General features: G+C 62.3%; 22 protein-coding genes and 1 pseudogene. 7 read left to right on the top strand and 16 right to left on the bottom strand.

Annotated elements, in window-relative coordinates; genetic code table 11:
• Position 1: 1 nt before the first annotated feature.
• The 6 genes from QCE88_RS28860 to QCE88_RS28835 all read right to left on the bottom strand — a co-directional run bounded on the left by QCE88_RS28860 (position 2) and on the right by QCE88_RS28835 (position 5,767).
• Entirely contained in the window at positions 2-619 is a 618-nt protein-coding gene (locus QCE88_RS28860; protein ID WP_309908298.1) for an NAD(P)H-dependent oxidoreductase, read from the bottom strand.
• Positions 616-1,080 (bottom strand): GNAT family N-acetyltransferase, encoded by a 465-nt coding sequence (locus QCE88_RS28855; RefSeq protein ID WP_309908297.1) that lies wholly within the window; start codon positions 1,078-1,080, stop codon positions 616-618. The genes QCE88_RS28860 and QCE88_RS28855 overlap by 4 nt, the downstream gene beginning before the upstream one ends.
• A gap of 78 nt (positions 1,081-1,158) precedes the next feature.
• Entirely contained in the window at positions 1,159-1,827 is a 669-nt protein-coding gene (locus tag QCE88_RS28850) for an HAD family hydrolase (RefSeq protein WP_309908296.1), read from the bottom strand.
• A 54-nt stretch (positions 1,828-1,881) separates the two neighbouring features.
• Complete coding sequence (locus QCE88_RS28845) at positions 1,882-2,940, bottom strand: FUSC family protein (RefSeq protein ID WP_309908295.1); 1,059 nt, start codon at positions 2,938-2,940, stop codon at positions 1,882-1,884.
• Between the two features lie 14 nt (positions 2,941-2,954).
• Positions 2,955-5,234, bottom strand: coding sequence for an FdhF/YdeP family oxidoreductase (locus tag QCE88_RS28840; RefSeq protein WP_309908294.1), 2,280 nt, complete (start codon positions 5,232-5,234; stop codon positions 2,955-2,957).
• A gap of 119 nt (positions 5,235-5,353) precedes the next feature.
• Entirely contained in the window at positions 5,354-5,767 is a 414-nt protein-coding gene (locus QCE88_RS28835; protein ID WP_309908292.1) for a DUF3597 domain-containing protein, read from the bottom strand.
• Between the two features lie 171 nt (positions 5,768-5,938).
• On the opposite strand from QCE88_RS28835, the gene QCE88_RS28830 reads away from it, so the two are divergent.
• Positions 5,939-6,115 (top strand): DUF2934 domain-containing protein, encoded by a 177-nt coding sequence (locus tag QCE88_RS28830; RefSeq protein WP_309908291.1) that lies wholly within the window; start codon positions 5,939-5,941, stop codon positions 6,113-6,115.
• A 48-nt stretch (positions 6,116-6,163) separates the two neighbouring features.
• Here the strand turns inward: QCE88_RS28830 and QCE88_RS28825 are convergent, their stop codons facing one another.
• On the bottom strand, positions 6,164-6,706 hold the full coding sequence (locus QCE88_RS28825; RefSeq protein WP_409018234.1) for a hemerythrin domain-containing protein: 543 nt from the start codon (positions 6,704-6,706) through the stop codon (positions 6,164-6,166).
• A 134-nt stretch (positions 6,707-6,840) separates the two neighbouring features.
• Here QCE88_RS28825 and QCE88_RS28820 point away from each other — a divergent pair, with 134 nt between their 5' ends.
• Positions 6,841-7,173, top strand: coding sequence for a DUF2322 family protein (locus tag QCE88_RS28820; RefSeq protein ID WP_309908289.1), 333 nt, complete (start codon positions 6,841-6,843; stop codon positions 7,171-7,173).
• Positions 7,174-7,227: 54 nt separating this feature from the next.
• Here QCE88_RS28820 and QCE88_RS28815 read toward each other — a convergent pair whose 3' ends face one another.
• A complete protein-coding gene (locus QCE88_RS28815) occupies positions 7,228-8,580 on the bottom strand; it encodes an MFS transporter (protein WP_309908288.1) in 1,353 nt (450 codons plus the stop codon).
• Positions 8,581-8,727: 147 nt separating this feature from the next.
• Positions 8,728-9,645 (bottom strand): 5-dehydro-4-deoxyglucarate dehydratase, encoded by a 918-nt coding sequence (gene kdgD, locus QCE88_RS28810; protein ID WP_309908287.1) that lies wholly within the window; start codon positions 9,643-9,645, stop codon positions 8,728-8,730.
• A 202-nt stretch (positions 9,646-9,847) separates the two neighbouring features.
• Between kdgD and garD the strand changes: the two genes are divergently transcribed.
• Entirely contained in the window at positions 9,848-11,440 is a 1,593-nt protein-coding gene (gene garD, locus QCE88_RS28805; protein WP_309908286.1) for a galactarate dehydratase, read from the top strand.
• Between the two features lie 22 nt (positions 11,441-11,462).
• Here garD and QCE88_RS28800 read toward each other — a convergent pair whose 3' ends face one another.
• Positions 11,463-12,197 carry a hypothetical protein gene (locus QCE88_RS28800; RefSeq protein WP_309908285.1) on the bottom strand — a complete coding sequence of 245 codons (735 nt, stop codon included), beginning with the start codon at positions 12,195-12,197 and terminating at the stop codon, positions 11,463-11,465.
• Between the two features lie 143 nt (positions 12,198-12,340).
• Positions 12,341-13,075, bottom strand: coding sequence for a GntR family transcriptional regulator (locus tag QCE88_RS28795; RefSeq protein WP_309908284.1), 735 nt, complete (start codon positions 13,073-13,075; stop codon positions 12,341-12,343).
• 151 nt (positions 13,076-13,226) lie between these two features.
• On the opposite strand from QCE88_RS28795, the gene QCE88_RS28790 reads away from it, so the two are divergent.
• The 4 genes and pseudogenes from QCE88_RS28790 to QCE88_RS28775 all read left to right on the top strand — a co-directional run.
• Positions 13,227-14,597: an adenylosuccinate lyase family protein gene (locus tag QCE88_RS28790; protein WP_309908282.1), complete on the top strand. Its 1,371-nt coding sequence runs from the start codon at positions 13,227-13,229 to the stop codon at positions 14,595-14,597.
• A 31-nt stretch (positions 14,598-14,628) separates the two neighbouring features.
• Entirely contained in the window at positions 14,629-16,041 is a 1,413-nt protein-coding gene (locus tag QCE88_RS28785; protein WP_309908281.1) for a cation:dicarboxylate symporter family transporter, read from the top strand.
• 56 nt (positions 16,042-16,097) lie between these two features.
• Positions 16,098-17,495 (top strand): class II fumarate hydratase, encoded by a 1,398-nt coding sequence (locus QCE88_RS28780; protein ID WP_309908280.1) that lies wholly within the window; start codon positions 16,098-16,100, stop codon positions 17,493-17,495.
• 3 nt (positions 17,496-17,498) lie between these two features.
• Positions 17,499-17,594, top strand: a pseudogene (locus tag QCE88_RS28775) (DNA-binding response regulator); the annotation flags it as partial.
• Between the two features lie 122 nt (positions 17,595-17,716).
• Here QCE88_RS28775 and QCE88_RS28770 read toward each other — a convergent pair.
• The 5 genes from QCE88_RS28770 to QCE88_RS28750 form a co-directional block, all read right to left on the bottom strand.
• The gene (locus QCE88_RS28770) at positions 17,717-18,676 is read right to left on the bottom strand and encodes a hypothetical protein (RefSeq protein WP_309908279.1); all 960 of its coding nucleotides are present in this window, start codon (positions 18,674-18,676) and stop codon (positions 17,717-17,719) included.
• A 198-nt stretch (positions 18,677-18,874) separates the two neighbouring features.
• Positions 18,875-19,696 carry a peptidoglycan recognition family protein gene (locus tag QCE88_RS28765; RefSeq protein ID WP_309908278.1) on the bottom strand — a complete coding sequence of 274 codons (822 nt, stop codon included), beginning with the start codon at positions 19,694-19,696 and terminating at the stop codon, positions 18,875-18,877.
• A 4-nt stretch (positions 19,697-19,700) separates the two neighbouring features.
• Positions 19,701-20,591: a hypothetical protein gene (locus QCE88_RS28760; protein ID WP_309908277.1), complete on the bottom strand. Its 891-nt coding sequence runs from the start codon at positions 20,589-20,591 to the stop codon at positions 19,701-19,703.
• A 69-nt stretch (positions 20,592-20,660) separates the two neighbouring features.
• Positions 20,661-21,320 carry a glycoside hydrolase domain-containing protein gene (locus QCE88_RS28755; protein WP_309908276.1) on the bottom strand — a complete coding sequence of 220 codons (660 nt, stop codon included), beginning with the start codon at positions 21,318-21,320 and terminating at the stop codon, positions 20,661-20,663.
• A gap of 103 nt (positions 21,321-21,423) precedes the next feature.
• A complete protein-coding gene (locus tag QCE88_RS28750; protein WP_309908275.1) occupies positions 21,424-22,491 on the bottom strand; it encodes a DUF3616 domain-containing protein in 1,068 nt (355 codons plus the stop codon).
• Positions 22,492-22,561 lie beyond the last annotated feature (70 nt).

Genomic DNA, 22,561 nt, shown 5'->3' with positions numbered 1-22,561 from the left:
CTTAGTGAGTGACGGCGCTGTCGGACGTGAACAGCGCGTGTTGCTCGAATTCGTCGCGCGCCGCGTTCAGTGCTTCCGTCACGGCCTCGTCGCCGCGCACGAGACCTTGCAGCAACAGGAAATGCACGCTCGTCACGCCGATGCAACCCAGCGCATAGCGCAGGTAAGGCGTCAGGAAATCCTGCTGCAACGCAAGCTCGCCGCTGTGATGCCCACCCGATCCGACGATCACGAAAGCCGGCCGGTCGCGCATCAGCCCGACCTTGCCCTCCGGCGTGGACGCGAAGGTGCGATGAATGCGCAGCACGTAATCGATCCACAGCTTGAGCGCGGCGGGTACTGTGAAGTTGTGCATCGGCGTGTTGATGATGAGCACGTCGGTGGTTTCGACTTCGCGTATCAGCTCTTCGGAGACGTCGAAGTGGCGCATCTCCGGCTCGCGCGAGGTGATGGCGCGCGCGTAGTCGACCGTGACCGGCGGCAGCGGCTGCGCGGCGAGATCGCGCTCGACGATTTGCACGCGCGCACGCCTGCCCAGCTTGCCGATCATGTCGAGCGCCAGCCGGTAGCCGTGGCTCGCTTCGCTGTGCGGGCTCGCGTTGATGAACAGCACTTTCATTGCGCGGCCTCCTCGTAGGTGGAGTGCAGGGGCTCGACGAAATGCATGCCGCGCGCGAGCAGACCGTTGCGGAAATAGAAGCGCTGCGCGAGCGCCATATGCAGGCCCGTATCGAGCACAAGATGCGCGCAATCCGAACGGCGCGCAATGTCGCGCACCTGATCGATCAATTGCGCGCCGACGCCGCTGCGTTGCAGCCGCGCGGTGACGACGAGATCGTCGACATAGAGGAAGCGGCCGTACAGCGTGTTCGTCTGCAAGCGATAGCCAGCGAGACCGAGAATTGTGCCATTGGCTTCGCAGGCGGCAAGCAGGCGGTAGCGCTCTTCGCGTTGAGCCTGCATGCGCGTGGCGAACGCAGCGGCGTCGGTCAAATGCGGGCGCAGTTCCTTCATGACCGGAAAGGCGCGAGTCCATTCATCAGGTGAATCGAGATGCCGGAAATCGATTGTCGTGTCCATGCGTGTTCTCCACGTTGCATGACTCACACGATACCGGCTCGATGACTCAGTCAGAAGGGCCAAGAATCGGGCAAAGGACTAGTCCATTGCTTTGAGCGGCGAGGCATCGAATCTGGCCAGCAAGCCTGCAGGTCCAGTATAGACGTCGATGCAGCCAGCTTCTCTCAGCGATGCCTCCGAGAAGCCGCCCGCCAGCACGCCGATTGTGCGCACGCCCGTTCGCCCGGCAGCCTGGGCATCGTAAGGCGAGTCGCCGATGGCAATGGCTTCATCGGCCTGCACGCCGAGCTTGCGCAGCGCGGTCTGGAACACATCGGGATCGGGCTTCGAGCTTTCCACGTCTTCGGACGACACGGTGACGTCGAAGCGGTTCGCCACGCGCGCGATGTCGAGATAGACCTCGAGTTCGTCCTTCTTCGCCGACGATCCCACGGCGAGCTTCGTTCCCTGATCGCTCAGCCGCTGCAACAGTTCCGGCACCGCCGAGAATGGCCGCACGAGCGACAGGTAACGTGCCTTGAAATGCTTGCCGCGCCACGCTTCGAGCGCTTCGCCATGATCGCGGATCTGGTCCTCGGAAAGAAACACGGGCAACAGCTTGTCGCCGCCTTTGCCGATCTGGCTGCGCGCTGCATCGATACCGACATCGTGGCCGAAGTGCGCGAATGCCTCGTGCCATGCCAACGCATGCAGGTCCACGGAATCAACCAGGGTTCCGTCTATGTCGAAGATGGCGGCGCGTAACATGATTTCTCCTTTCAGTGTCGGTATTGACGCGAGCATGTTGCATGCCGTCTTACGTCAAGGATGGAAGCGCGTCTCGAGCACCCGGCCGATGTTCGCGAGATTCGACTCGATCTGCTCCAGCGCGAACGTCAGCGTGGAGAGTCGCTGCACGCGCGGCGAATCCGGCGGGCAGGTCGCAATGATGTTCGAGAAGCTCGCCTTGATGGCCGCCGAGGCGTCGTGAAGCGGCGTGAGAAAACGTTCGGTTGGCGGTTGTGCGTGAGCGTCGCGCAACCATCCGGCGAGCGCTTCCAGATAGGCGCCGGCGCACTCGCTCACGGTGCGGATCTGCCCGGCCGACGATTCCCGCTCGGACGCTGACAATCCCTCCTGCACCTGCCCGGCGCGATCAAGCAGCACCAGTCCGTGCCACAGCGTCTCGAAGGCGTTGAGCGCGGCATCAAGCGTGGGACCCGTTGCGAAACGGGCGCGTACACGCGTCTCCGAGCAGACTGCGCGGGCATCGACGAGATGGCGCAGGAAGCGTTCATGCAATGCGTCGACGGTCTGCCGGTCTTCGGCCGGATGAAGGATCGGCAGCGTGGCGAGCAGGGCGCGGCAGTCGTCGAGCAACTCGGCCATGATGTCGAACGCGCGCGAGCGGGCCAGTTGCGGCCACACGCTCACCGACACCGCAATGCCGATAGCCGACCCCAGCACGATGGCTTCCGCGCGCGAGAAGGCCCCGTCGATGCTCATCGATGGTTCGAGCGCCAACGCCGCAGCCACGACGATGCTGTAGTTCGTGGTGGGGAAGAGCGTCGCGCCGAGGCAGGTGACGAGCGTGGCGATTGCGAGGCGCGGCAGCGTTGCATCGGCGCCGGGAAAGAAGTGCAGTGCCGCGAGGCCGACTGCCGTTCCCACTGCCGCGCCGATCATCTGACCAACGCCATGTTTCAGGCTGCGGTCGAAATTCACTTGCAGCGTGAAGAGGCTCGCAAAGACGCCCCACGTCAGGTTCGATGACGCGATGAACTGCATGCAGCCATAGGCCAGTCCGCTCGCGATGAGCGACTGCACGCACATGCGCAACGCGTCGAAGCGGCCGATGCGCCGTCTGACCTTTGCTTTCACGCGGGCTCGGGCTGTCAGACGATGCGCACCGGAATGGACTTCGCGCCCGGCACCTTGCTTTCCTTCGCGTAATGCCACAGCGGCAGCAGCACATTGCACTCCGGAAAATATCCCCCGATGCAGCCCTCCGGAATGTCATACGCCTTCACGGTCAGCCCGCCGAGCCTGCGGTCGAAGCCGTCGTTCGAGAGCGTCTGCAAGGTGATCTCCTGACCTTCGCGCAACTCGCGTTTCGCCATGTCGGCTTGACTCATCAGGATCACCATGCGCGTGTCCTTCACGCCCCTGAAGCGGTCGTCGAGACTGTAGATGGTCGTGTTGAACTGGCTGTCGCTGCGCAGGGTCATCAGGCGCAGCGCATCGGGCGTGGTCTCCGGCATGTCCGGATCCTCGCCCAATGACTCAGGCACGAGAAAGCCGGCCTTGCCGGATTTCGTCTTCCAGACGCGCTCACGCGCCGGCAACGGCCGATGGAATCCACCCGGTTGCCACATGCGCGCATTGAAGTCATGGAAGATGTCGGGATAAGTCGTGGCAATCTCGTCACGCACGATGGCGTAATCGTCGCGCCAGGCGTCCCAGTCCACCGTGGAACGCGGCCCGAGCGCCGCCTTCGCGATGCCTGCCACGATGAACGGCTCCGAGCGCGCGTCGTCGCTGGCCGGTTCGGTCACGCCGCGCGAGCCGTGCATGCATCCGGTGCTGTCTTCCATCGAGACCGCCTGTTCGCCGCTGGCCTGCCGATCGATTTCGATGCGGCTCAGGCACGGCAGAAGATACGCGTTCGCACCATGCACGAGGTGGCTGCGGTTGAGCTTGGTCGCCACGTTCACCGTGAGGTGCAGCGTGCTCCAGGCGGGCTCGGTGCGACTGCGGTCCGGCACGGAGCGCACGAGATTGCCGCCCAGATTGAACACGGCGCTGACCTTGCCTTCGAGCATGGCTTCAAAGGCCTCCACCGTGTTCATGCCTTTGTCGCGCGGCGGCTCGAAGGAAAACTGCTTCGCGAGTTGATCCAGCGGCGCCAGTTCCGGCTTCTCCGTCACGCCGACGGTCCGCTGTCCCTGCACGTTCGAATGCCCGCGAATCGGCGAAGGCCCCGCGCCCGGCTTGCCGATGTTGCCGCGCAGGAGCAGCAGGTTGCACACCATGCGCACGTTCTGCACGCCCAGCCGATGCTGCGTCAGTCCCATGCCGAAGTGTGCGAGCACCGCATTGGCATGCATGTATTCGTCGGCGGCTTCGAGCAGGGCGGTGCGCGGCAGGCCGCTCACGCGTTCGATATCGCGCCATTCCGTTCGGCGTGCATGAGCGGCGAAGTCGTCGAAGCCCGTCGTGTGCCGCTCGATGAACTCGACGTCGATCTTGCGCGGCCGGCCTTCGGTCAATGCGCGGTCGTCTGCTTCGATGACGGCCTTGCAAATACCGAGAATCGCGGCCGTGTCGCCGCCGTTTTTCAGTTGATGGTATTGCGTACTGATGCGCGTCTCGGCGGGCGTCAGCATCTGCACGGGCGACTGCGGATTCGCGAAGGACACGAGGCCCGGCTCGCGCAGCGGATTGAACGTGATGATCGGCACGCCGCGCTTGCGGGCGTCCTGTAGCTGATGCAGCATGCGCGGACTGTTGGTGCCGACGTTCTGGCCGAAGAAGAACATCAGGTCGGTCTTCTCGAAGTCGTCGAGCACGATGGTGCCGACGCCCACGCCAATCGCTTCCGTCAGTCCCACGCTGGTGCTTTCGTGACACATGTTCGAACTGTCGGGCAGGTTGTTGCAGCCGTACATGCGCGCGAACAGCTGGAACATATAGGCCGTTTCAAGCGATGCCCGGCCCGACGTATAGAACACGACGCTGTGCGGATCGAGCGTGCGCATTTCCTGGCCGATTTCGTCGAAGGCCTGTTTCCAACTGATCTCGATGTACTTGTCGGTGGCGTGGTCGTACTTCATCGGCGCGGTGAGCCGGCCGGCTTCTTCCAGATCGTGATCGTGCCAGTCGAGCAGTTCCGTCACCGTGTGATGTGCGAAGAAATCGGGCGTGATCCGCTTCGATGTCGTATCCCAGGCCGTGGCCTTCGCGCCGCTTTCGCAGAATTCGAAAGTGTGAGGATGGGCCGGTTTAGCCCACGAGCAACTGACGCAGGCGAAACCGTCGGGCTTGTTCTGCTTGAGCAGAATGGGGCCGTCTTTCAGGGCTACTTTCTCTTTCGTGACGATCTGGGTTACGGCCTTGAGCGAGCCCCATCCGCCGGATGCGAAGGGATAGCTGGACGGTTTGTCGGTGACTTTCATGGTGAAATCCGAAGCGTGGAACGGGTAATGGCTACAACAGCAATGAGCGTTCCATTCGTCGGATGCGCGGCGAGGCGGCGGCGCCAGATCACCGCGCGCACCCGCCCGGGCTACGATGCCTATTTCAGGTCGTCCGGCACCTTGCCGCCGTTTTCAGCCAGCTTCTGCATCACTTGCTTGTGCAGCCACATGTTCATCGCGGCGGAGTCTTCGGTGTTGCCGTTGTAGTGCAGTTCGCCTGCCAGTTCCTTGCGCGCGGCGAGGCTGCTGTCGAGGCCAAGCAGTTTCATCAGATCGACAATCGACGTGCGCCAGTTGAGTTGCTCGCTGTGGCTCGACTGCATTTGCGTGAGCACGGCCTCGACGTCGATGGGTTGCTGTGCCGGCGCGGACTGCGCCGGGGCGGAAGCGGCGGGCGCAGGGGCAGCGCCTGCGGTGGCGCCGGACGGCGGCGTAGCTGAAGCGGGTTGCGGTGCGCCAGCGCTGTCGTGATGACCAAAGATCTTGCCCATGATCGAAGAAAAAATGCTCATGACGCCTCCTGTTTGAACAGACGATTGGGGCTTTCATTCGCGCAAGCAACATGCCGGATTCGCCTGCGCAATTGCACGCTCCGAGGCACGGAGGTTGCTCGTGCGAGTGAGCATTCGGAACGCCCGGGCAAGCGCCAGGCGGACTCGTCATCGTGTCACTGGGAGACTGTCATGGAAGATCAGAAAGAGCAGGACCGGATTCGTCGCCGCGCCTATGAAATCTGGGAGCGCGAAGGCAGTCCTGATGGCCGCGCCGAGGAATTCTGGCAGCAGGCGAAGACTTCTTTGCAGGAGGAAGACGCGCAGGGGTCGGTGGTCACGCCTGCCGTGTCCCCTGCCGGGAAGTAGCGGCGAAGCCGGTCCTCTTTCGAGAGGACCGGAACGCGCATCGCGGGGTCAGTGCAGGCGCATCGTGTTGTCGCCGGCGTCCTTCGGAATCTTCGCTTCAAGCGCCTCCTTGCGCTTCATCATCTTGCCGCCAAGTTCTTCGAGGTCGGCGCCGGATTTGCGCAGGTTCGGAAACAGTTCCGACTCCTCTTCCTCAATGTGGTGCTTCACCATCTCGCTCAGCACCTTGAAGGTTGCGTCGAAACCTGTCTGACCAGGCTTCAGCGTGGCGAACTTTTCGATCAGCACCTTCACCAGGAAGTGCTCCACGTAGGCCTCCTCGACGTCGGGCCTCTCGTCCTCGGGCAGTGCCTTCTGCGCAGCCGGATACAGGAGTTCTTCCTCGATCATCGCGTGAACCGTCAATTCCTCGCACGCGCGCCTGACCAGCGTGCCCTTTGCCTCCAGATCGTTGTCGTCTGCCTTCTCGAAAGCATCGAACAGTTTCTGTACAGCGCGGTGGTCCTCGGTGAGCAGCTTCGTCGCGTCGACGTTGCGCGCCGTTTTGACCGATGCGGTCGTGCCGGAACTCATTTGGGTATCGCGGGACATGGTGTTCTCCGATTATTGAGGGGTCTCGCTATCGAGCAAAGCGCGGACCTGACAAGCGGATACGATAGCGCCCGCCCGACGATCGGCTAAGATACGGCGCCTTAGCCTTTGACCCTCAACGTGGAGTGCTTTCCGTGATTCAACCGAGCAACGTATTCAAGGACAACCTCGCCAAACTGCCTGCCATCGACGGCATCGAACGCCTCGATCTCGTGGACGGCGCGGGCAAGGTGGTCGCGAGTATCGAGAACAAGCCGGGCAAACAGGGCTCGCTGGCGGTGTATCACTACGTGCAGCAGGCGTTCGGCACGCTCGACGCCCGCGCCGCCGAGCACGCGCTCGCCGTGTTCGGCGAACACACCGCCGACGCGCGCAGCCGTCCCGGCGCGCATCCCAATGTGGATCGTCTGCTTGCGATTGTCGAAGGCGGCGAGGCATTGCGCATCGACGTGATTCGCACGGCCTGAAAAGACAAAAGCCCGTTCTGTCGCGAACAGAACGGGCTTGGCGCCTGAACAACCTCACATCTTCAATTCCACGCGCCTGATGTCCTTCACGATCACGAGATAGCTGAACACGGTCACCAGCGCATTGACGCCGACGAAAGCCAGCGCGCCGTTGAACGAGCCGGTCTCGGCGACGAGATAGCCGATCACGATCGGCGTCACGATGCCCGCGACGTTGCCGAACATGTTGAAGATCGATCCCGACAGCCCGATGGCTTCCTTCGGCGACGTATCCGCCACCACGGCCCAGCCCAGCGCCCCGATACCCTTGCCGAAGAACGCCAGCGACATCAACGCGACCACGAGCCAGTCCGTATCCACGTAATTGCAGCCGATGATGCACGACGACAGCAGCATGCCGGAAACGATCGGCAGCTTGCGCGCCACCGTCAGCGACGTGCCGCGGCGCAGCAGCGCATCCGAGATGACACCGCCGAGCACACCGCCCGCGAACCCGCAGATGGCTGGCAACGACGCGACGAAGCCCGCCTTCAGGATCGTCATGTGACGCGCCTGGACGAGGTAGATCGGAAACCACGTCAGGAAGAAGTACGTCAGCACGTTGATGCAATACTGCGCGAGATAGACGCCCAGCAGCATCCGGTTGGTCATCAGTTGCTTGACGACCGGCCAGCCAATCTGCCCGGCGCTGGCGGCGCCGCCCGTCGATCTGCGCTGATGACCGCGCACCAGCCCGCCGCCTTCCTCGATGTAGTCGAGTTCCTGCCGGTTCACGCGCGGATGATCCGCCGGATTTTTCATGACGGAAAGCCACGTCAGCGCGAGCACCAGGCCGGCGATGCCCATCACGATATAGACGTGATGCCAGCCGAATGCGTGCGTGAGCCAGGCCATCAACGGCGTGAAGACGACGGCCGCGAAATACTGCGCCGAGTTGAAAATCGCCGATGCCGTGCCGCGCTCCTTCGTCGGGAACCAGCTGGCGACCACTTTTGCATTGGCCGGGAAGGCGGGCGCTTCAGCCGCGCCCATCATGAAGCGCAGCGCGAACAGCGCGGTGACGGCGGTCGCCGCGCTGCCCAGCAAGCCGATGGAGCTTTGCAGCAGCGTGAACAGTGACCACAGGAAAATGCTCGCCGCATACACGCGCCGCGCGCCGAAGCGGTCGAGCAGCCAGCCGGCCGGAAGCTGCGACAGCACGTACGCCCAACTGAAGGCCGAGAAGATATAGCCCATGCGGATGGCGTCGAAGCCGAATTCGGCGCGCATCGCCGAGCCGGTGACCGAGAGGGTCGCGCGGTCGGCGTAGTTGAAGGTCGTGATCACGAAGATCAGCAACAGAATCAGATAGCGCGTCTTGCTGCGCTTCATGAGGTCCGCGGGATTCGCGGCGCGGCTCATCGACATGAACGTCCCCTTGCTTCGATTGGGTACTGCGTGGGTGCTGCGCGGTGTCTGGCGTGCTGATGCAAGGAGGGCCGCTCGCGCGGCCCTCGTCGGCGAAGCGTCCGGGCATGGCGCGCTTCGCCTGTCTGCTTGTGGCGCAACGTCGAGTTACTGCGCGCCGAGCTTCTTGATGAGCGCGTCGAGTTGCTCCACTTCCTCGCCCGTGAGGTCCGTCAGCGGCGCGCGGACCGGGCCCGCGTCGTGGCCGACCAGCTTCGCGCCGGCCTTGACGATCGACACGGCATAGCCCGCCTTGCGATTGCGGATCTTCAGGTACGGCAGGAAGAATTCGTCGATCAGGCGGCCGGTGGTCGCGTGGTCGTCGGCGGCGATGGCGCGATAGAACTCCATCGCCGTCTTCGGAATGAAGTTGAACACCGCCGACGAGTACACCGGCACGCCCAGCGCCTTGTACGCGGCTGCGTAGACTTCAGCCGTCGGCAGGCCGCCGAGGTACGAGAAGCGCTCGCCCAGACGGCGGCGGATGGTGACCATGTTCTCGATTTCGCCGACGCCGTCCTTGAAGCCGATCAGGTTCGGGCAGCGCTCCGCCAGTTGCTCCAGCATGTCCGCGTTGAGCTTCGAGTTGGCGCGGTTATAGATGATGACGCCCATGTTCGGCACGGCGCGGCACACCTCCTCGGCGTGCGCGCGAATGCCGTCCTGCGACGCTTCCGTCAGATAGTGCGGCATCAGCAGGATGCCCTGCGCGCCTTGCTTCTCGGCTTCCTGCGCAAAAGCGATGGCCGTGCGGGTCGGACCGCCCGCGCCCGCCAGAATGGGCACCTTGCCGCGGCACACTTCGGTGGCCGTCTTCACGATCTGCGAGTATTCGGGTTGCGTCAGCGAGAAGAACTCGCCCGTGCCGCCCGCGACGAACAGCGCGGACGCACCGTACGGAGCCAGCCATTCGAGGCGCTCAGCGTAGGTGTCGGCGCGGAAGTTGCCCTGGCTGTCGAAGTCGGTGACGGGGAAGGAGAGCAGGCCTTCGGAAACGATGTGCTTCAGTTCTTGCGGAGTCGTCATGAGAATGTCCGTTAGCAGCGACCGGCGGTTGCCGAGCTTATAGGTCATCGTACAACATGAAATGACGGCAAACAATGAATTTAACGCAATGGAATCAAGGAATAGGGTAAATACTTATCCACCGGGAGGCGCTATGTTGTAGGATGACATAACTCCTCGCCGCCCGCTGTGCGCGGCATGTTCCGCTGAAGGAATCGTCAGAATGAATCAGTCCCCTCTTTATATCCGTGTGCATCCGGACGACAACGTCGCGATCGTCGTCAACGACGGTGGCCTGGGCGAAGGCGCCACGTTCGCCGATGGTCTCGTGCTGCGCGAGCGCGTGCCGCAGGGCCACAAGCTTTCGCTGAAGGACCTCGCGGAAGGCGATGCGGTGATCCGCTACAACGTCGTGATCGGCTACGCGACGCGGTTCCTGCCGAAGGGAAGCTGGGTGAACGAGCACGTCACGCGCATGCCGACGCCCCCCGAACTGCACGACCTGCCCATCGCCACCATCAAGGCGCCGGACGAGTCGCCGCTCGAAGGCTTCACCTTCGAGGGTTATCGCAATGCGGACGGGTCGGTCGGCACGCGCAACATCCTCGCTATTACGACGACCGTGCAGTGCGTGGCGGACGTCGTGCAGCACGCCGTGACGCGCATCAAGGCGGAACTGCTGCCGAAATACCCGAACGTCGACGATGTCGTGAGCCTCGGTCACACCTATGGATGCGGCGTGGCCATCGACGCGCCGGACGCCATGGTGCCGATCCGCACGGTGCGCAACATCGCGCTGAATCCGAACTTCGGCGGCGAAGTGATGATGGTGAGCCTCGGCTGCGAGAAGCTGCAGCCGGAGCGGCTGATGCCGGCGGGCACGATTCCCATCGCGGCGGCTTCGGCGCAAACGGAAGACGTGGCTGATATCGGCGACAACACGCTCGACGGCAACGGCGGCACGGTCGTGTTGCAGGACGAGGAGCATGTGGGCTTCCAGTCGATGATCGACTCGATCATGCGCATGGCGGAAACGCATCTGAAGCGGCTGGACAATCGGCGTCGCGAGACGTGTCCGGCGGCGGATCTTGTGGTGGGCGTGCAGTGCGGCGGCAGCGATGCGTTTTCCGGGCTGACGGCGAATCCCGCAGTGGGTTTCGCGACGGATCTGCTGGTACGCGCGGGCGCGACGGTGATGTTCTCCGAAGTCACCGAAGTGCGCGATGGCGTCGCGCAATTGACAGCGCGCGCGGCGAACGGCGAGGTGGCGCAGGCGATCATCCGCGAGATGCAGTGGTACGACGATTATCTGAAGCGCGGCGGGGCGGATCGGAGCGCGAATACGACGCCGGGGAACAAGAAGGGCGGGTTGTCGAACATCGTCGAGAAGGCGATGGGGTCCATCGTGAAGTCCGGCAGTTCGACGATCTCCGGCGTGCTGTCTCCCGGGGAGAAGGTCAAGCAGAAGGGGCTGATCTACGCGGCGACGCCCGCGAGCGACTTTATCTGCGGCACGTTGCAACTGGCTTCGGGCATCAATTTGCATGTCTTCACGACCGGACGCGGCACGCCTTACAGCCTGGCTGAAGTGCCGGTGCTGAAGGTCGCGACGCGCTCGGATCTGGCGCGCCGCTGGCATGATCTGATGGACGTGAACGCGGGCACCATCGCGACCGGCGAGGCAACGATCGCGGACGTGGGCTGGGAACTGTTCCGGCTGATGCTCGATGTCGGCAGCGGAAAGAAGCAGACCAAGGCCGAGGCGCTCAAGCTGCATAACGCCCTGGTGTTGTTCAATCCGGCGCCGGTGACCTGATTTTCCGTAGGCGCTTCGCTATTCAGGACTGAACTGCGACCGCACTCGCCACGCGCGGTTGCAATCTGCTTTCGAGCCGGCGGATCGCATTGCGCGCCGGTACCTCCAGATAGCGAAACGCCAGGTAGCTCGCGCTGATCAGGCTGCCGAACAACGCGGCGATGGTGATCACCAGCGCAAGCGCGTGCGGCATGTGATGCCGTTCGAGAAGCAGCGGTCCGAGCCGATAGATCCGCAAGAACTGCGAGTGGAGCAAGTACATCGCGTACGAGATTTCGCCGAGAAAAAATGCCGGCGCAGAGCCCAGGAATCTGCTGACGGGCGCTCTTTTGGAAGTCGCCGCAATGACGATGACGAAAGGCGTCGCGAGCACCACGATCACATCTGTTCCCGGCGTCAGCAGGCAGGCGAACAGCGCGATTACGATGAACACCGATACCCGCTTGCCGGAGCACGCCTTCGCAATGCGTGCATCTTTCGCCGCGACATAGACCGCCATGCCGATTCCAAATTCACACAGACAACGCAGCAGCGGAAAGAGGGTCGCTTCGTTGGCGATATCGAGCGGTCCGTTCTGGGCGCCCTGATTCAGCGACGCGCATGACATCAGCGCAATGCCGGCGATGAACAGGGCGACAGTGGCAATGCGCAGCCATCGCTGTCGCAACACCAGAAGCGTGAACGCGGGGAAGAGGCCACCATCAGCGCGTTGCGCACGGTTGGCGGATTGCTGACTGTGGCAGCGTCGCGTTAGCACCGTAACGACCTGCTCAGCGCGTTCATACCCAAACGGCCAGTATCCGAATTGGACAAGCCTTCCACCGGCGGCGGTGCGACCGCAGTTGCGCTGGACAGGACCGCCTCGCCGATTCGCGAACCTGCGAACGATGAAGAACTGCGTCAGCTATTCGAGCGCTTGAGCCGCATCGCGACTGAAAATCTCTCGGCGGGGTGAATGCTGACCGATGTCTCGAAACTCTTGCCCGCCGAGTCCAGATAGCGCCGAACGATTTCGAGCGCCGCCGTTCCGGCCTCCACACGCAGGCGCTTGGCCATTTCTTCCGACACCAGCACCGCCTGAATCCCTTGCCGGATTTCCGCGATGCTGTGCCCGTAACGTTCCTCGATCAAGTCGCTGATCAGCCTGTCGGGTTGTTCGCGTGCGAGATCCGCCACGTCCGCATGCTCGGGCGCGATGTACACGTCCGTCCATCCGACCGGCGCCCGGCTTGTTCCTCCCTCGATCCGCAAGCTCGAGATGCGCAGGAACGGCGTCCCTTCATCGCATTGAAGCGTCCCGGCGAGATGGCGGTCCGCGGCGACGACCTCCGTGGACTGAACGAGCCGCAGATGCTCGGAACCGAACTGGGCCAGATCGTCTACCGAGGCCAGCGTCGGACGGAACTCGTTCCTCGGGCGCGATGACTCGACGCGCGTTCCCGCGTTCTTGCGACGCGAAACCAGACCCAGCTGCTGAAGTTCGTGCAAGGCGGCGCGCACCGTATGACGGCTCGTGCGGTAGTGATCCCGCAACTCCAGCTCGGTCGGCAAAACGCTCCCGACGGGATAGCGCCCCGCAGCGATGGCTTCGGTGAGTTCGCGCGCGATGTCCGCGAAGTGAGGTCGGTTGCTCATCTCGTTATTCGAAAAGGTCGTGTTGGGTCTGCTAGGGGTAAATCATAGCTTGCCCGAACATGTTCGAACATATTAATCTGAATATGTCCGGACTTATTTAAGGGGAAGCTTCCCGCTGTCCGCCCGTTTCGTTCGAATTCCCGAGGTTGTCATGACAAAAGCCGCCGTTCCGATGGCCAGCACCGTGGTCGATTCCATCCTGTTCCGCGACGCCTTCGGCACCGCCAAGATGCGCGCGATCTTCTCCGATCACGCACTGATCCAACGCTACATCGACGTCGAGGTTGCGTTGGCGAAAGCGGAAGCGCGCGTCGGCGTGATTCCTGCCGAAGCCGCCGATGTGATCGCGCGCGAGTCGACGATCGAGCGCATCGACTTCGATCACATGCGCGAAGAGACCGACATCGTCGGCTATCCGATCCTGCCGCTGGTGCATCAACTCGTCGCGATGTGCGGCGACGCGGGCCGCTACGTGCACTGGGGCGCAACGACGCAGGACATCATGGACACGGCGGTCGCGCTGCAAGTGCGCGACGCGCTCGATTCGATCGACGGCGATATCCGCGAACTGCGCGCGATTCTCGCTGATCTGGCGAAGAAGCATCGCGACACGCCGATGGCCGGCCGCACGCACTTGCAACAGGCTTTGCCCGTGACGTTCGGCTACAAGGTCGCGATCTGGCTCGCGATGTTCGACCGACATCAGGCGCGCCTGGCGCAGATGCGCGAACGCGTGGCCGTCGTCGAATTCGCGGGCGCGGCGGGCACGCTGGCATCGCTCGGCGACCAGGGCTTTGCCGTGCAGAAGGCGCTTGCCGAAGAACTGAAGCTCGGCGTGCCGGTCACGACCTGGCACGTCGCGCGCGACGGTTTCGCCGAGGCCGTGAACCTGCTCGCGCTGGTTACGGGATCGCTTGGGAAGATTGCGCTCGACATCATGATCATGGCGTCCACCGAGTTCGCGGAAGTCTACGAGCCGTTCGTGAAGGGACGCGGCGCGAGCAGCACCATGCCGCAGAAGCGCAATCCCATTTCGAGCGAACTGATGCTCGCGGCGGCGAAGGCGGTGCGCCAGCACGCGGGTCTGATGATCGATGCAATGGTCCAGGACTTCGAGCGCGCCACCGGCCCGTGGCACGCCGAGTGGATCGCGATTCCCGAAAGCTTCATCCTCACCTCGGGCGCGCTGCATCAGGCCAAGTTCGCGCTGGGCGGTCTGATCGTCGATGAAGCGCGCATGAAGCACAACCTCGGCATCAGCCGTGGGCTGATCGTCGCGGAAGCGGTGATGATGAGCATGGCGCCGCACACCGGACGCCAGCAGGCGCACGACATCGTGTACGACGCATGCCGCACGGTCAACGAGCACGGCGGCACGCTCGCGGACGCGCTCGCCGCGCTGCCCGACGTGACGCAGCATTTCGACCGCGCGGCCATCGACCGCATGACCGATCCCGCGAACTATCTCGGCCTCGCGCCGCAGATGGTGGATCGGGCCATCGCGCTGTCGAGCGAAGTCTGAACGCGACCATAAGCACATGGAGGAGCACGCGATGCATCAAGAACACCCGTCGCCCGACGCCACCGTCGCCGCGAAGAAGACACTGCCCTGGTATCGGAAGCTCGGCATGCAGGTGCTGCTGGCGCTCGTCATCGGCATTGTGGTCGGCTTGCTGTTTCCGAAGTTCGGCGCCCAGCTCAAGGTGCTCGGCGATATCTTTCTCGCGCTCATCAAGGCAGGCGTCGCGCCGCTGGTGTTTCTCACGATCGTGCATGGCATCGCTTCGGCGGGCGACGTGAAGAGCGCGGGCCGCGTAGGCTGGCGCTCGATCGTCTACTTTGAAGTCGTCTCGACGATCGCGCTCGCCGTCGGCCTGCTCGCGGGCAATCTGCTGCAGACGGGCAAGGCGATGACGTCGGTCACGGTTGGCGCCGTGCCGCCGAGCGCAGCCAAGGCGGCGCCGCAAGGCTTCACCGAGTTCGTCATGCATATCGTGCCGGACAACTTCATCGGCGCGTTCGCGAAAGGCGAGCTGCTGCAAGTCGTCGTGCTCGCGGTGATGGTCGGCATCGGCATTCTCGCCATTCCGGAACGCCGCCGCGTGCGTATCAACGAAGGGCTCGATCTCATCTCCGAAGTGCTCTTCTCGTTCATCAACCTCGTGATGAAGCTCGCACCGCTCGGCACGCTCGGCGCGATCGCCTTCTCGGTGGGCAGCAACGGCACGGCTGTTCTGGTCGCACTCGCGCAACTCGTGCTGAGCTTCTATGCGGTGATCGTGCTGTTCATCGTCGTGGTGATGGGCGTGATCGCAAAGCTTGCGGGTTTCAGTCTGTGGCGCTTTCTGCGCTATATCAAGGACGAAATCTTCATCGTGCTCGGCACCGCTTCTTCGGAGAGCGCGCTGCCGCGTCTTCTGATCAAGCTCGAACGGCTCGGCTGCGCGAAGCAAACCGTCGGACTCGTGTTGCCGACCGGCTATGCGTTCAATCTGGACGGCACGTCGATCTTCATGTCGATGGGCGTGATGTTCATCGCACATGCGTATGGCGTGCCCATCACGCTGGATCATCAGATCGGCATTCTGCTGCTGATGTTGCTGACGTCAAAGGGCGCGGCGACGGTGTCGGGCGGCTCGTTCGTCGTCTTTGCGGCCACGGTCACGTCGACGGGCATTCTTCCAGTCGAAGGACTCGCGCTGATCTTCGGCGTATACCGCTTCATGTCGATGGCCATCGCGACCTGCAATACCATCGGCAACAGTCTGGCGACGGTCGTGATCGCCAAGTGGTCTCGGACCTTCGATGAGACCATCGCAGAGCGGCATCTGTATCCCGAACGCTTCCCCGATACCGCGCAGGCCGACGCGTATCTCGCCGACGGCAATCTCCTGCCCGAAGACACGAACGACGCGAATCCGCATCCTCACGGCATTCGGCTCGAAGGCGTGCGGAACACGCCCTGATCTGCTTTGACGTCTTCATGCTGCGTTCAACCCATCACTCGATGCCGCAATCTGCCATGACCACACACTCGCGAATCGAACATGACGCCTTTGGTCCCGTCGAGATCCCGTCGGATCGATACTGGGGCGCGCAGACGCAGCGTGCCCTCGGTCTGTTCGAGATCGGTGAAGAGCGCTTCCCGGCAGTCCTGATACGTGCGTTCGGCTTGCACAAGTACGCGGCCGCGCGCGCGAACGTGCAGTGCGGCGCACTGGCGCCGGAGCTTGCCTCGGCCATCGAAAAGGCCGCGACCGAACTACGCGAAGGCCGATGGGACGACCATTTTCCGTTGACGATCTGGCAGACGGGCTCCGGCACGCAGACGAACATGAACGCCAACGAGGTCATCGCGAACCGCGCGAACGAGTTGCTTGGACAGCCGCTCGGGACCAAGGCGCCGGTGCATCCGAACGATCACGTCAACCGGTCGCAATCGTCGAACGACAGCTTTCCGACGGTCATGCACGTCGCGGCCGCGATCGAGATGAACGAACGCTTGCGCCCCGCGCTGGACGAGCTCCGCGCGGCGCTGGCGGAACGCAGTCACGCCTTCGACGACGTCGTGAAAGTCGCGCGGACCCATCTGATGGACGCCGTGCCGATGACCATGGGCCAGACGTTCGGCACCTTCGCGCTCCAGGTGTCGAACGCGCTCGCCCGTATCGACGATGCCTTGCCTCGTCTCCTGATTCTGCCGCAAGGCGGGACCGCCGCCGGCACGGGCCTGAACGCGCCCGCGGGTTTCGACGGCTTCTTCTGTGCGACGCTCGCGCAGGCGACCGGTTTGCCGTTCGTTCCCAGCCCGCACAAATTCGAAGGCATGGCGGCACACGACGCGCTGGTCGAGCTATCGGGCGCATTGAACACCATCGCGACATCGCTGCTGAAGATCGCGAACGACATTCGCTTGCTCGCTTCCGGTCCGCGCTGTGGACTCGGCGAATTGCGCCTTCCCGATGACGGGCTGACTTCCTCGATCATGCCGGGCAAGCGCAATCCCACGATTGCGGAAGTGCTCGTGCAGGCGTGTTTCCAGGTTATCGGCAATCACCAGACGATCACCCTGGCCAACGCTTCGGGCAACTTCGAACTGAATGTTGCCAAACCGGTGCTCGTCTACAACCTGCTGCAGTCGTTGCGCGTGCTCGCTGATTCCGTCCGCGTGTTCGCAAAGCGCTGCGTGTGCGGGATCGAAGTGGATCGGGAGCGGCTCGCGGCCAATGTCGACCGGTCACTGCTTGCCATCACGGCCCTGAATCCGATCCTCGGTTACGATCGCGTCGCACAGATCACGGCGACGGCGTTGCGCGACGGCGTGACACCGCGAGCCGCCGCGCTTGCGCTTGGTTTTCTCGACGGTGAAGAGTATGACCGGCTGGTCGATCCTGCGGTGCTCGCCAGGGGAACGTGGTAAAGAGTGGAAAGCAATGCGCTAGATGTCCTGATCCACGGAATGAGAAAGCGCTTCGGCCATGATTTGATCTGCAATGTGCAGAGGCTTGGCTGGACATTACGCCGGGATGTCGCGGAGATTGCGGGTGGAACTGCGCGGCGATGCGTCAGACCACGGCGGACCACGGCAGGAGTGTATCGTCGTTTGCATGACATCGCTTCTGCCCCGAGCGCCGAGATCCGTCACTGCGCCTTCGCTCGATTCTTCCACCACGCGTATAGACGCCACTTCAACCGTGTCGAGAGACGTGGATGATGGAGCGTCAAATATTTCATCATGGCGGCGATGCAGGCACCATGCGGATCGCCGGCCTGATCGGGTTTGTCAGTTTCCATTGCCGCTTCCATCAGTTCGCGGAAGCGGCTCGTGCTGCGCAGATAGGATCGGTATTCCTCCCACGTCTCGCGGAACGTGACACCCTCGAAGTTGTATCGATTGGTCGAGCGGTATTCCATGTGCCTGAATTCAAGCCAGCTCTTGAACACTTTGGGCTTGATGAGACCTTCTTCGAAATAGAGATACTGCGCGTGCTGAAGGCTCCATAACCGGGTAAGCACCTTCCGCGCTTTGAACTGCATTTCCTCGATCCATTCGAGCGAAACCGGTCCTACGTCTTTTTGCTTCTTGTAGGCAAGGTGAAGATCGAACAACTCAGAGGCAATGTCCGAATAACTTCTCTGACACGTAGCGAGCAGGTTGACGCGAGCGGCACTGGCGGTTCGCTCTCCCGCAACGTAGGAGATGGTCGTGCTGATGATGGTCATCAACACGATGATCAAAGTAAGTGGCCACAGGAACTCCTTCCCCAGCTTGACCAGGATGTCGTCCGCAGAGCTGTCCTGCAACGCGCGGACGTCGTTGATCACATGCAGATTGACCTCGGTTCCCGCCGCTGTCTTTCCGAGTGTCAAAGCATTGACCGTCGTCCGTGCGCAGTTGCCCGAGGCGTTTGCACAGTTGTCGTAAGCGGAAGCCGCTGAGGCAGCGGAAGCGGTCGTTGCGGGTACGGCGCCAGTCGTTGAAGCAACCGCCTGCGATGCCGCCACGGAGGGCGCAGTCGCAGAGCTTTGCGCGTAGAGCGTCTGAGTTGCTGAAAGAAATGCCAAGCACCCGCAGGCCGCCAGACAAATCGCCCGTCGCATGATGACCTCCGCGTTGAGATCGATCCGTAAAGTTCGCGAGTGCCAGATCCCTGAGGCACGAAATCTGATTTTTAAAACGCAACGGCAAGGTGGAAGCGAACGGCGATGAGGCGGCGGAAACGCGGGTCGTGGCTGACGTTTTGATGAATCGCTTGCCGCATCATCCGTCATGCCGTCATCAAGATGCGACGCCGGCCCTCAGACTGCCTTCACGGCGCCGCTCCAGAGGAAGTTGCCATCGACGTCCTGCAACCAGCGTGCGTTGCCATTGACCGCCTCACCGCTGTCCACGACCGCGGTATAGCTCACCTGCTCGCCCGGCCTGAGCGTTCGTACCACTGCAGCAAGACGGGTGGGATCCTTGAGGCGGACGTTCACGCTTGTCTGCACCTCGGCCTTGCCGCCGGTTGCCGAGAAGGGCGTCTCGCCGGCGTTCGTAGCGAATGGGCCTGTGCCTTCGGCGAGGGCGGCGTGCTTTGTGGCGATATCCCGAAGTAACTGGTCATAGGTGCGGCGGCTGCGCGCAAGGCCGGAGACAGGATCGGTCTTCCGATGCGGATCGAGGAAGTGATGTCCGACAACCTTGTCCGAAGGCAGCCTGAAGCGCAGGAGAATGCTTGCGATCACCCAGACATAACGGCGATACGCTTCATCGGCGTCGATCTTCGGGCCGTAGCAATATTCCACGCCGATTGCGGCGTCATTCGCATCGAAGCCGAACAGGCGGTTGTCCGTCGGCACGCCATAGAGCACATGCCACGCCTTTTCCGGCTGGTCGCCGGTCATGGCGGGGATGCACTCTACGATGGACTTGTCGTCGACGAAGATGTGTGCGGATGCACTCTTCTCATTGCGCGAGTTCTGGTAATAGCTCACGTTGGCCCGCGCGGTGGATCCGGGATTGCCTGTGTCATGGGCGACCACGAATTTCACGCCGGGATTGATGAATTCACCGGAGCGTCGCTTCGAAGGCCGCGTGAGATAGGCTTGCTCGATGGTGTACTCCGGCGAAAGGCTCATCGTTTCACCCCACGGCATTGGCAGACGGGTTTGCGGGCGGCGTCGTATCCGCTCCGTCGGCGTCCGTGTCGGCCGACGTGCCGTCTGCGGACTTCGTGTGCGGGAATGTCTTCGCGGTCAGGTAGCCGGCGTGACTCACGGCAATGAGCGCCAGCAACATCTGCGGGAAGGCGGGGAATTCTTCGAAAGGCTGATTTTCAGTCAACCGCGTGAGCTCGCTGCCGATCATGACGGCGTACACCAGCGCCACGATCACCGTGAAATAAAACAGCTGCACTCGAGAGAGATCGACGTTGGCGGCATTGCCGACTTCCTCGCCCGTGAACATATCAGACCATCGCGCATCGGCGGGAGTGGCGTTGGTCGCTATCTTCCCGTCATGCGTCGCGCCAGGCTGATCCTTGAGATCGAACAGCATGGTATCCAGCGAGCCGGCGTCGGGCGTCTGCTCCTTCTTTGTACTCAGGATAAGCGGAGATCCGACCAGCGACGTGATGCTGATTCCCATCAACGTCACGAGTTCCCACTGAATATGGATGTCTTTCGCGGGTTCCGCGCTGTTGGCTTCGATATTGATCATCAGGCCGACGATCAGTGTCGCAATGAAGAGCAGTGTCCAGACCAGCATTTGCATGCGCGAGAGCGACATGACATTGCGGCTGTCGATCAGCACGCCTGTGAGCCGCCCGCTGGTACCCTTGCCGCAGACAGCGCAGAAGAAGAGCAGCAGCGCGATATCGATGATCCACGCTGTCAGGGATCTATGATTCGCGTCCAGGCCGGCGCCGATCTTATGGACGATCATCAGGTCGGGAATCAGGATCGTGAGCACCACCGTGACGCACAAGAAAAAAGTGCATTTGTTGCCACCCCATCGTTTTGGCTCTTTGTTCACGTAAGCCTCCCTGACGCCCAACGATCTCAGCTTGATTCAGCGGCGGTTTCGATCGAAGAGATCTTTGTTTCATTTGATCCAGTTGACCATGCCGCCGAACGAATCGGTCATGGTGACGTTACGGTCAATGGCGATGCCGTTCACGACGTCCGGCGTTGGCGAAATGAACTGCACCATCTGATACCCGCGTTGCGGAATATCGGGAACGTGGCTGCCAGAGCGCCAGTAGTGCTGTGTCGTCAGTCGGAAGAACAGTTCTTCGCCTGACAAAATGCAGTTCGCACCGACGTATACGCCGGTCTTGTAATGCGCGCCTTCCACCTTTTCGAACCAGGCGTTGCAATACGCGATGACGTCGCCCGCCGCCACACCGTCCTTGATGCCTTCGAGATCGAGCCACAGGATGAGACCTTGCGGCAAACCGATGGCCTGCGCGTTTGCGGCGGCGCCCGCGCCAAACTGTTCACCCAGCGTGGCATTCGGTACCCAATGCGGCCGCGATACGTGCTGAACCGCCATCAGCCCAAGTCCGCCGGAGAGAATCGCCTTGCTCTCCGCGCTCGAGAGATCGCCGCCGCCCTCAGGTGCGAGTCGCGAAAGATAACGCACGCAGAAATCGAACCCCTTCTGACGCATCGCCTTTGCGGTCGCCGCCGTCAGCGGCACATTGCAATCGAAACCATGCGCGCCGGGCGTCGCATCCGTTACGCTCCCAATCGAAGTCGCCATGAGTTCTCTCCTCTTGATGCCGTGGACCGGCAAGAACATACCTGAACCGATTCGTCAGCGGTGTCTTCGACAAGGTATCGAGAGACGTCGCGCCTGCGTGAACTCATTCAGGCAAGCGAAACAGATCAGCCTCGAAGAAACTTCCGCCGTGCAGACGGCCCGGGTCGGGGCTGTCGTAGACGACCAGGAGGCGCGGTGGTCGATCGTCGCGCTCGAAGACCGTGATGCCTTCTGCATGATCCAGACGCTCGCCCCACGGCACGGCGAAAAGCCGTTCGAGCCGTGCGCCGTCGACATGCGTGTCGTGGGTGAGGCCGAACGGATCATGCCATCGGAAGACGCGCATGGGACCGTCGAGCGACATGGTCGGGCCTGCGAGAATCAGCAAGTCGTCGTCGATGACGCAGAGATCGCGCACTCCGAGTCCATCCAGATCGAGGATGTGGTGGAGGTACGGGCGTGTACCCAGCGACAGCGGTATCAGCTCATGCTGCGCTCCAGACTCGAAGCGACAGTGCAGAATGCTGGCCCAACCACGTAATACAGGCCCGCGCAGGCCGATCATGACATTCCCGTCCTTCACGGCGATACCTTCGACATCGAAGCCATTGTCTTTCGACGGGATATTCATGAAGGGCTTGAAGAGGGGGTCGTCCCTGAGGTGATCCGTGAGCGCGTTTCCTTTCTCGGAAAAACGCAATGCGCGCCCGCTATCGGCCACGGGCGCCCAGATGTCCGGGTGCGCCGTCTCCGGTTCGAGCTGGATCGATCCGAGCAAATAGCGATTGATCTGCCGATCCACAGTCCTGAGTTTTCTGAACGCCTCTTCGTCTGTGGAATCCGGCTTGGGCTGCTTGCGGCGCCAGCTATGAGAGCCGGTTAGCCAGAGACGGCTGGATGTCTTGTCCCAGCACAGGCCTTCCAGATCGATTTCGTCGTCCTGCGTGACTAGCATCGGAAAGTACTGGAGCAGATCGAAGCTCCTATGATCTTTGAAGTTTGCTTCGTCCATTCCCACTAGCCGTTCTACCGAGCGCGATTCGTCGCCTGCCAGCCATAGCGATCGTCCGATCTGTTCGACTGCCGAAAGACTCTGTGGAATCTTCGCGTTCTCGTCCTGGAAGTAGAGACGCAGATGCCTGATGGGCGAAGCCATGGTCGAGTCGTTCATGTTCTTGGCCTTTTGGTGCGGGTGCGAAGGATGATTTATGCGTCGTGCTGGTTTTCAAGAACCTTGGTTA

Origin of the sequence: Caballeronia sp. LZ035, assembly GCF_031451175.1 — a bacterium.
Lineage (GTDB): Bacteria > Pseudomonadota > Gammaproteobacteria > Burkholderiales > Burkholderiaceae > Caballeronia.
This window is presented reverse-complemented; position numbering and strand designations above follow the sequence as displayed.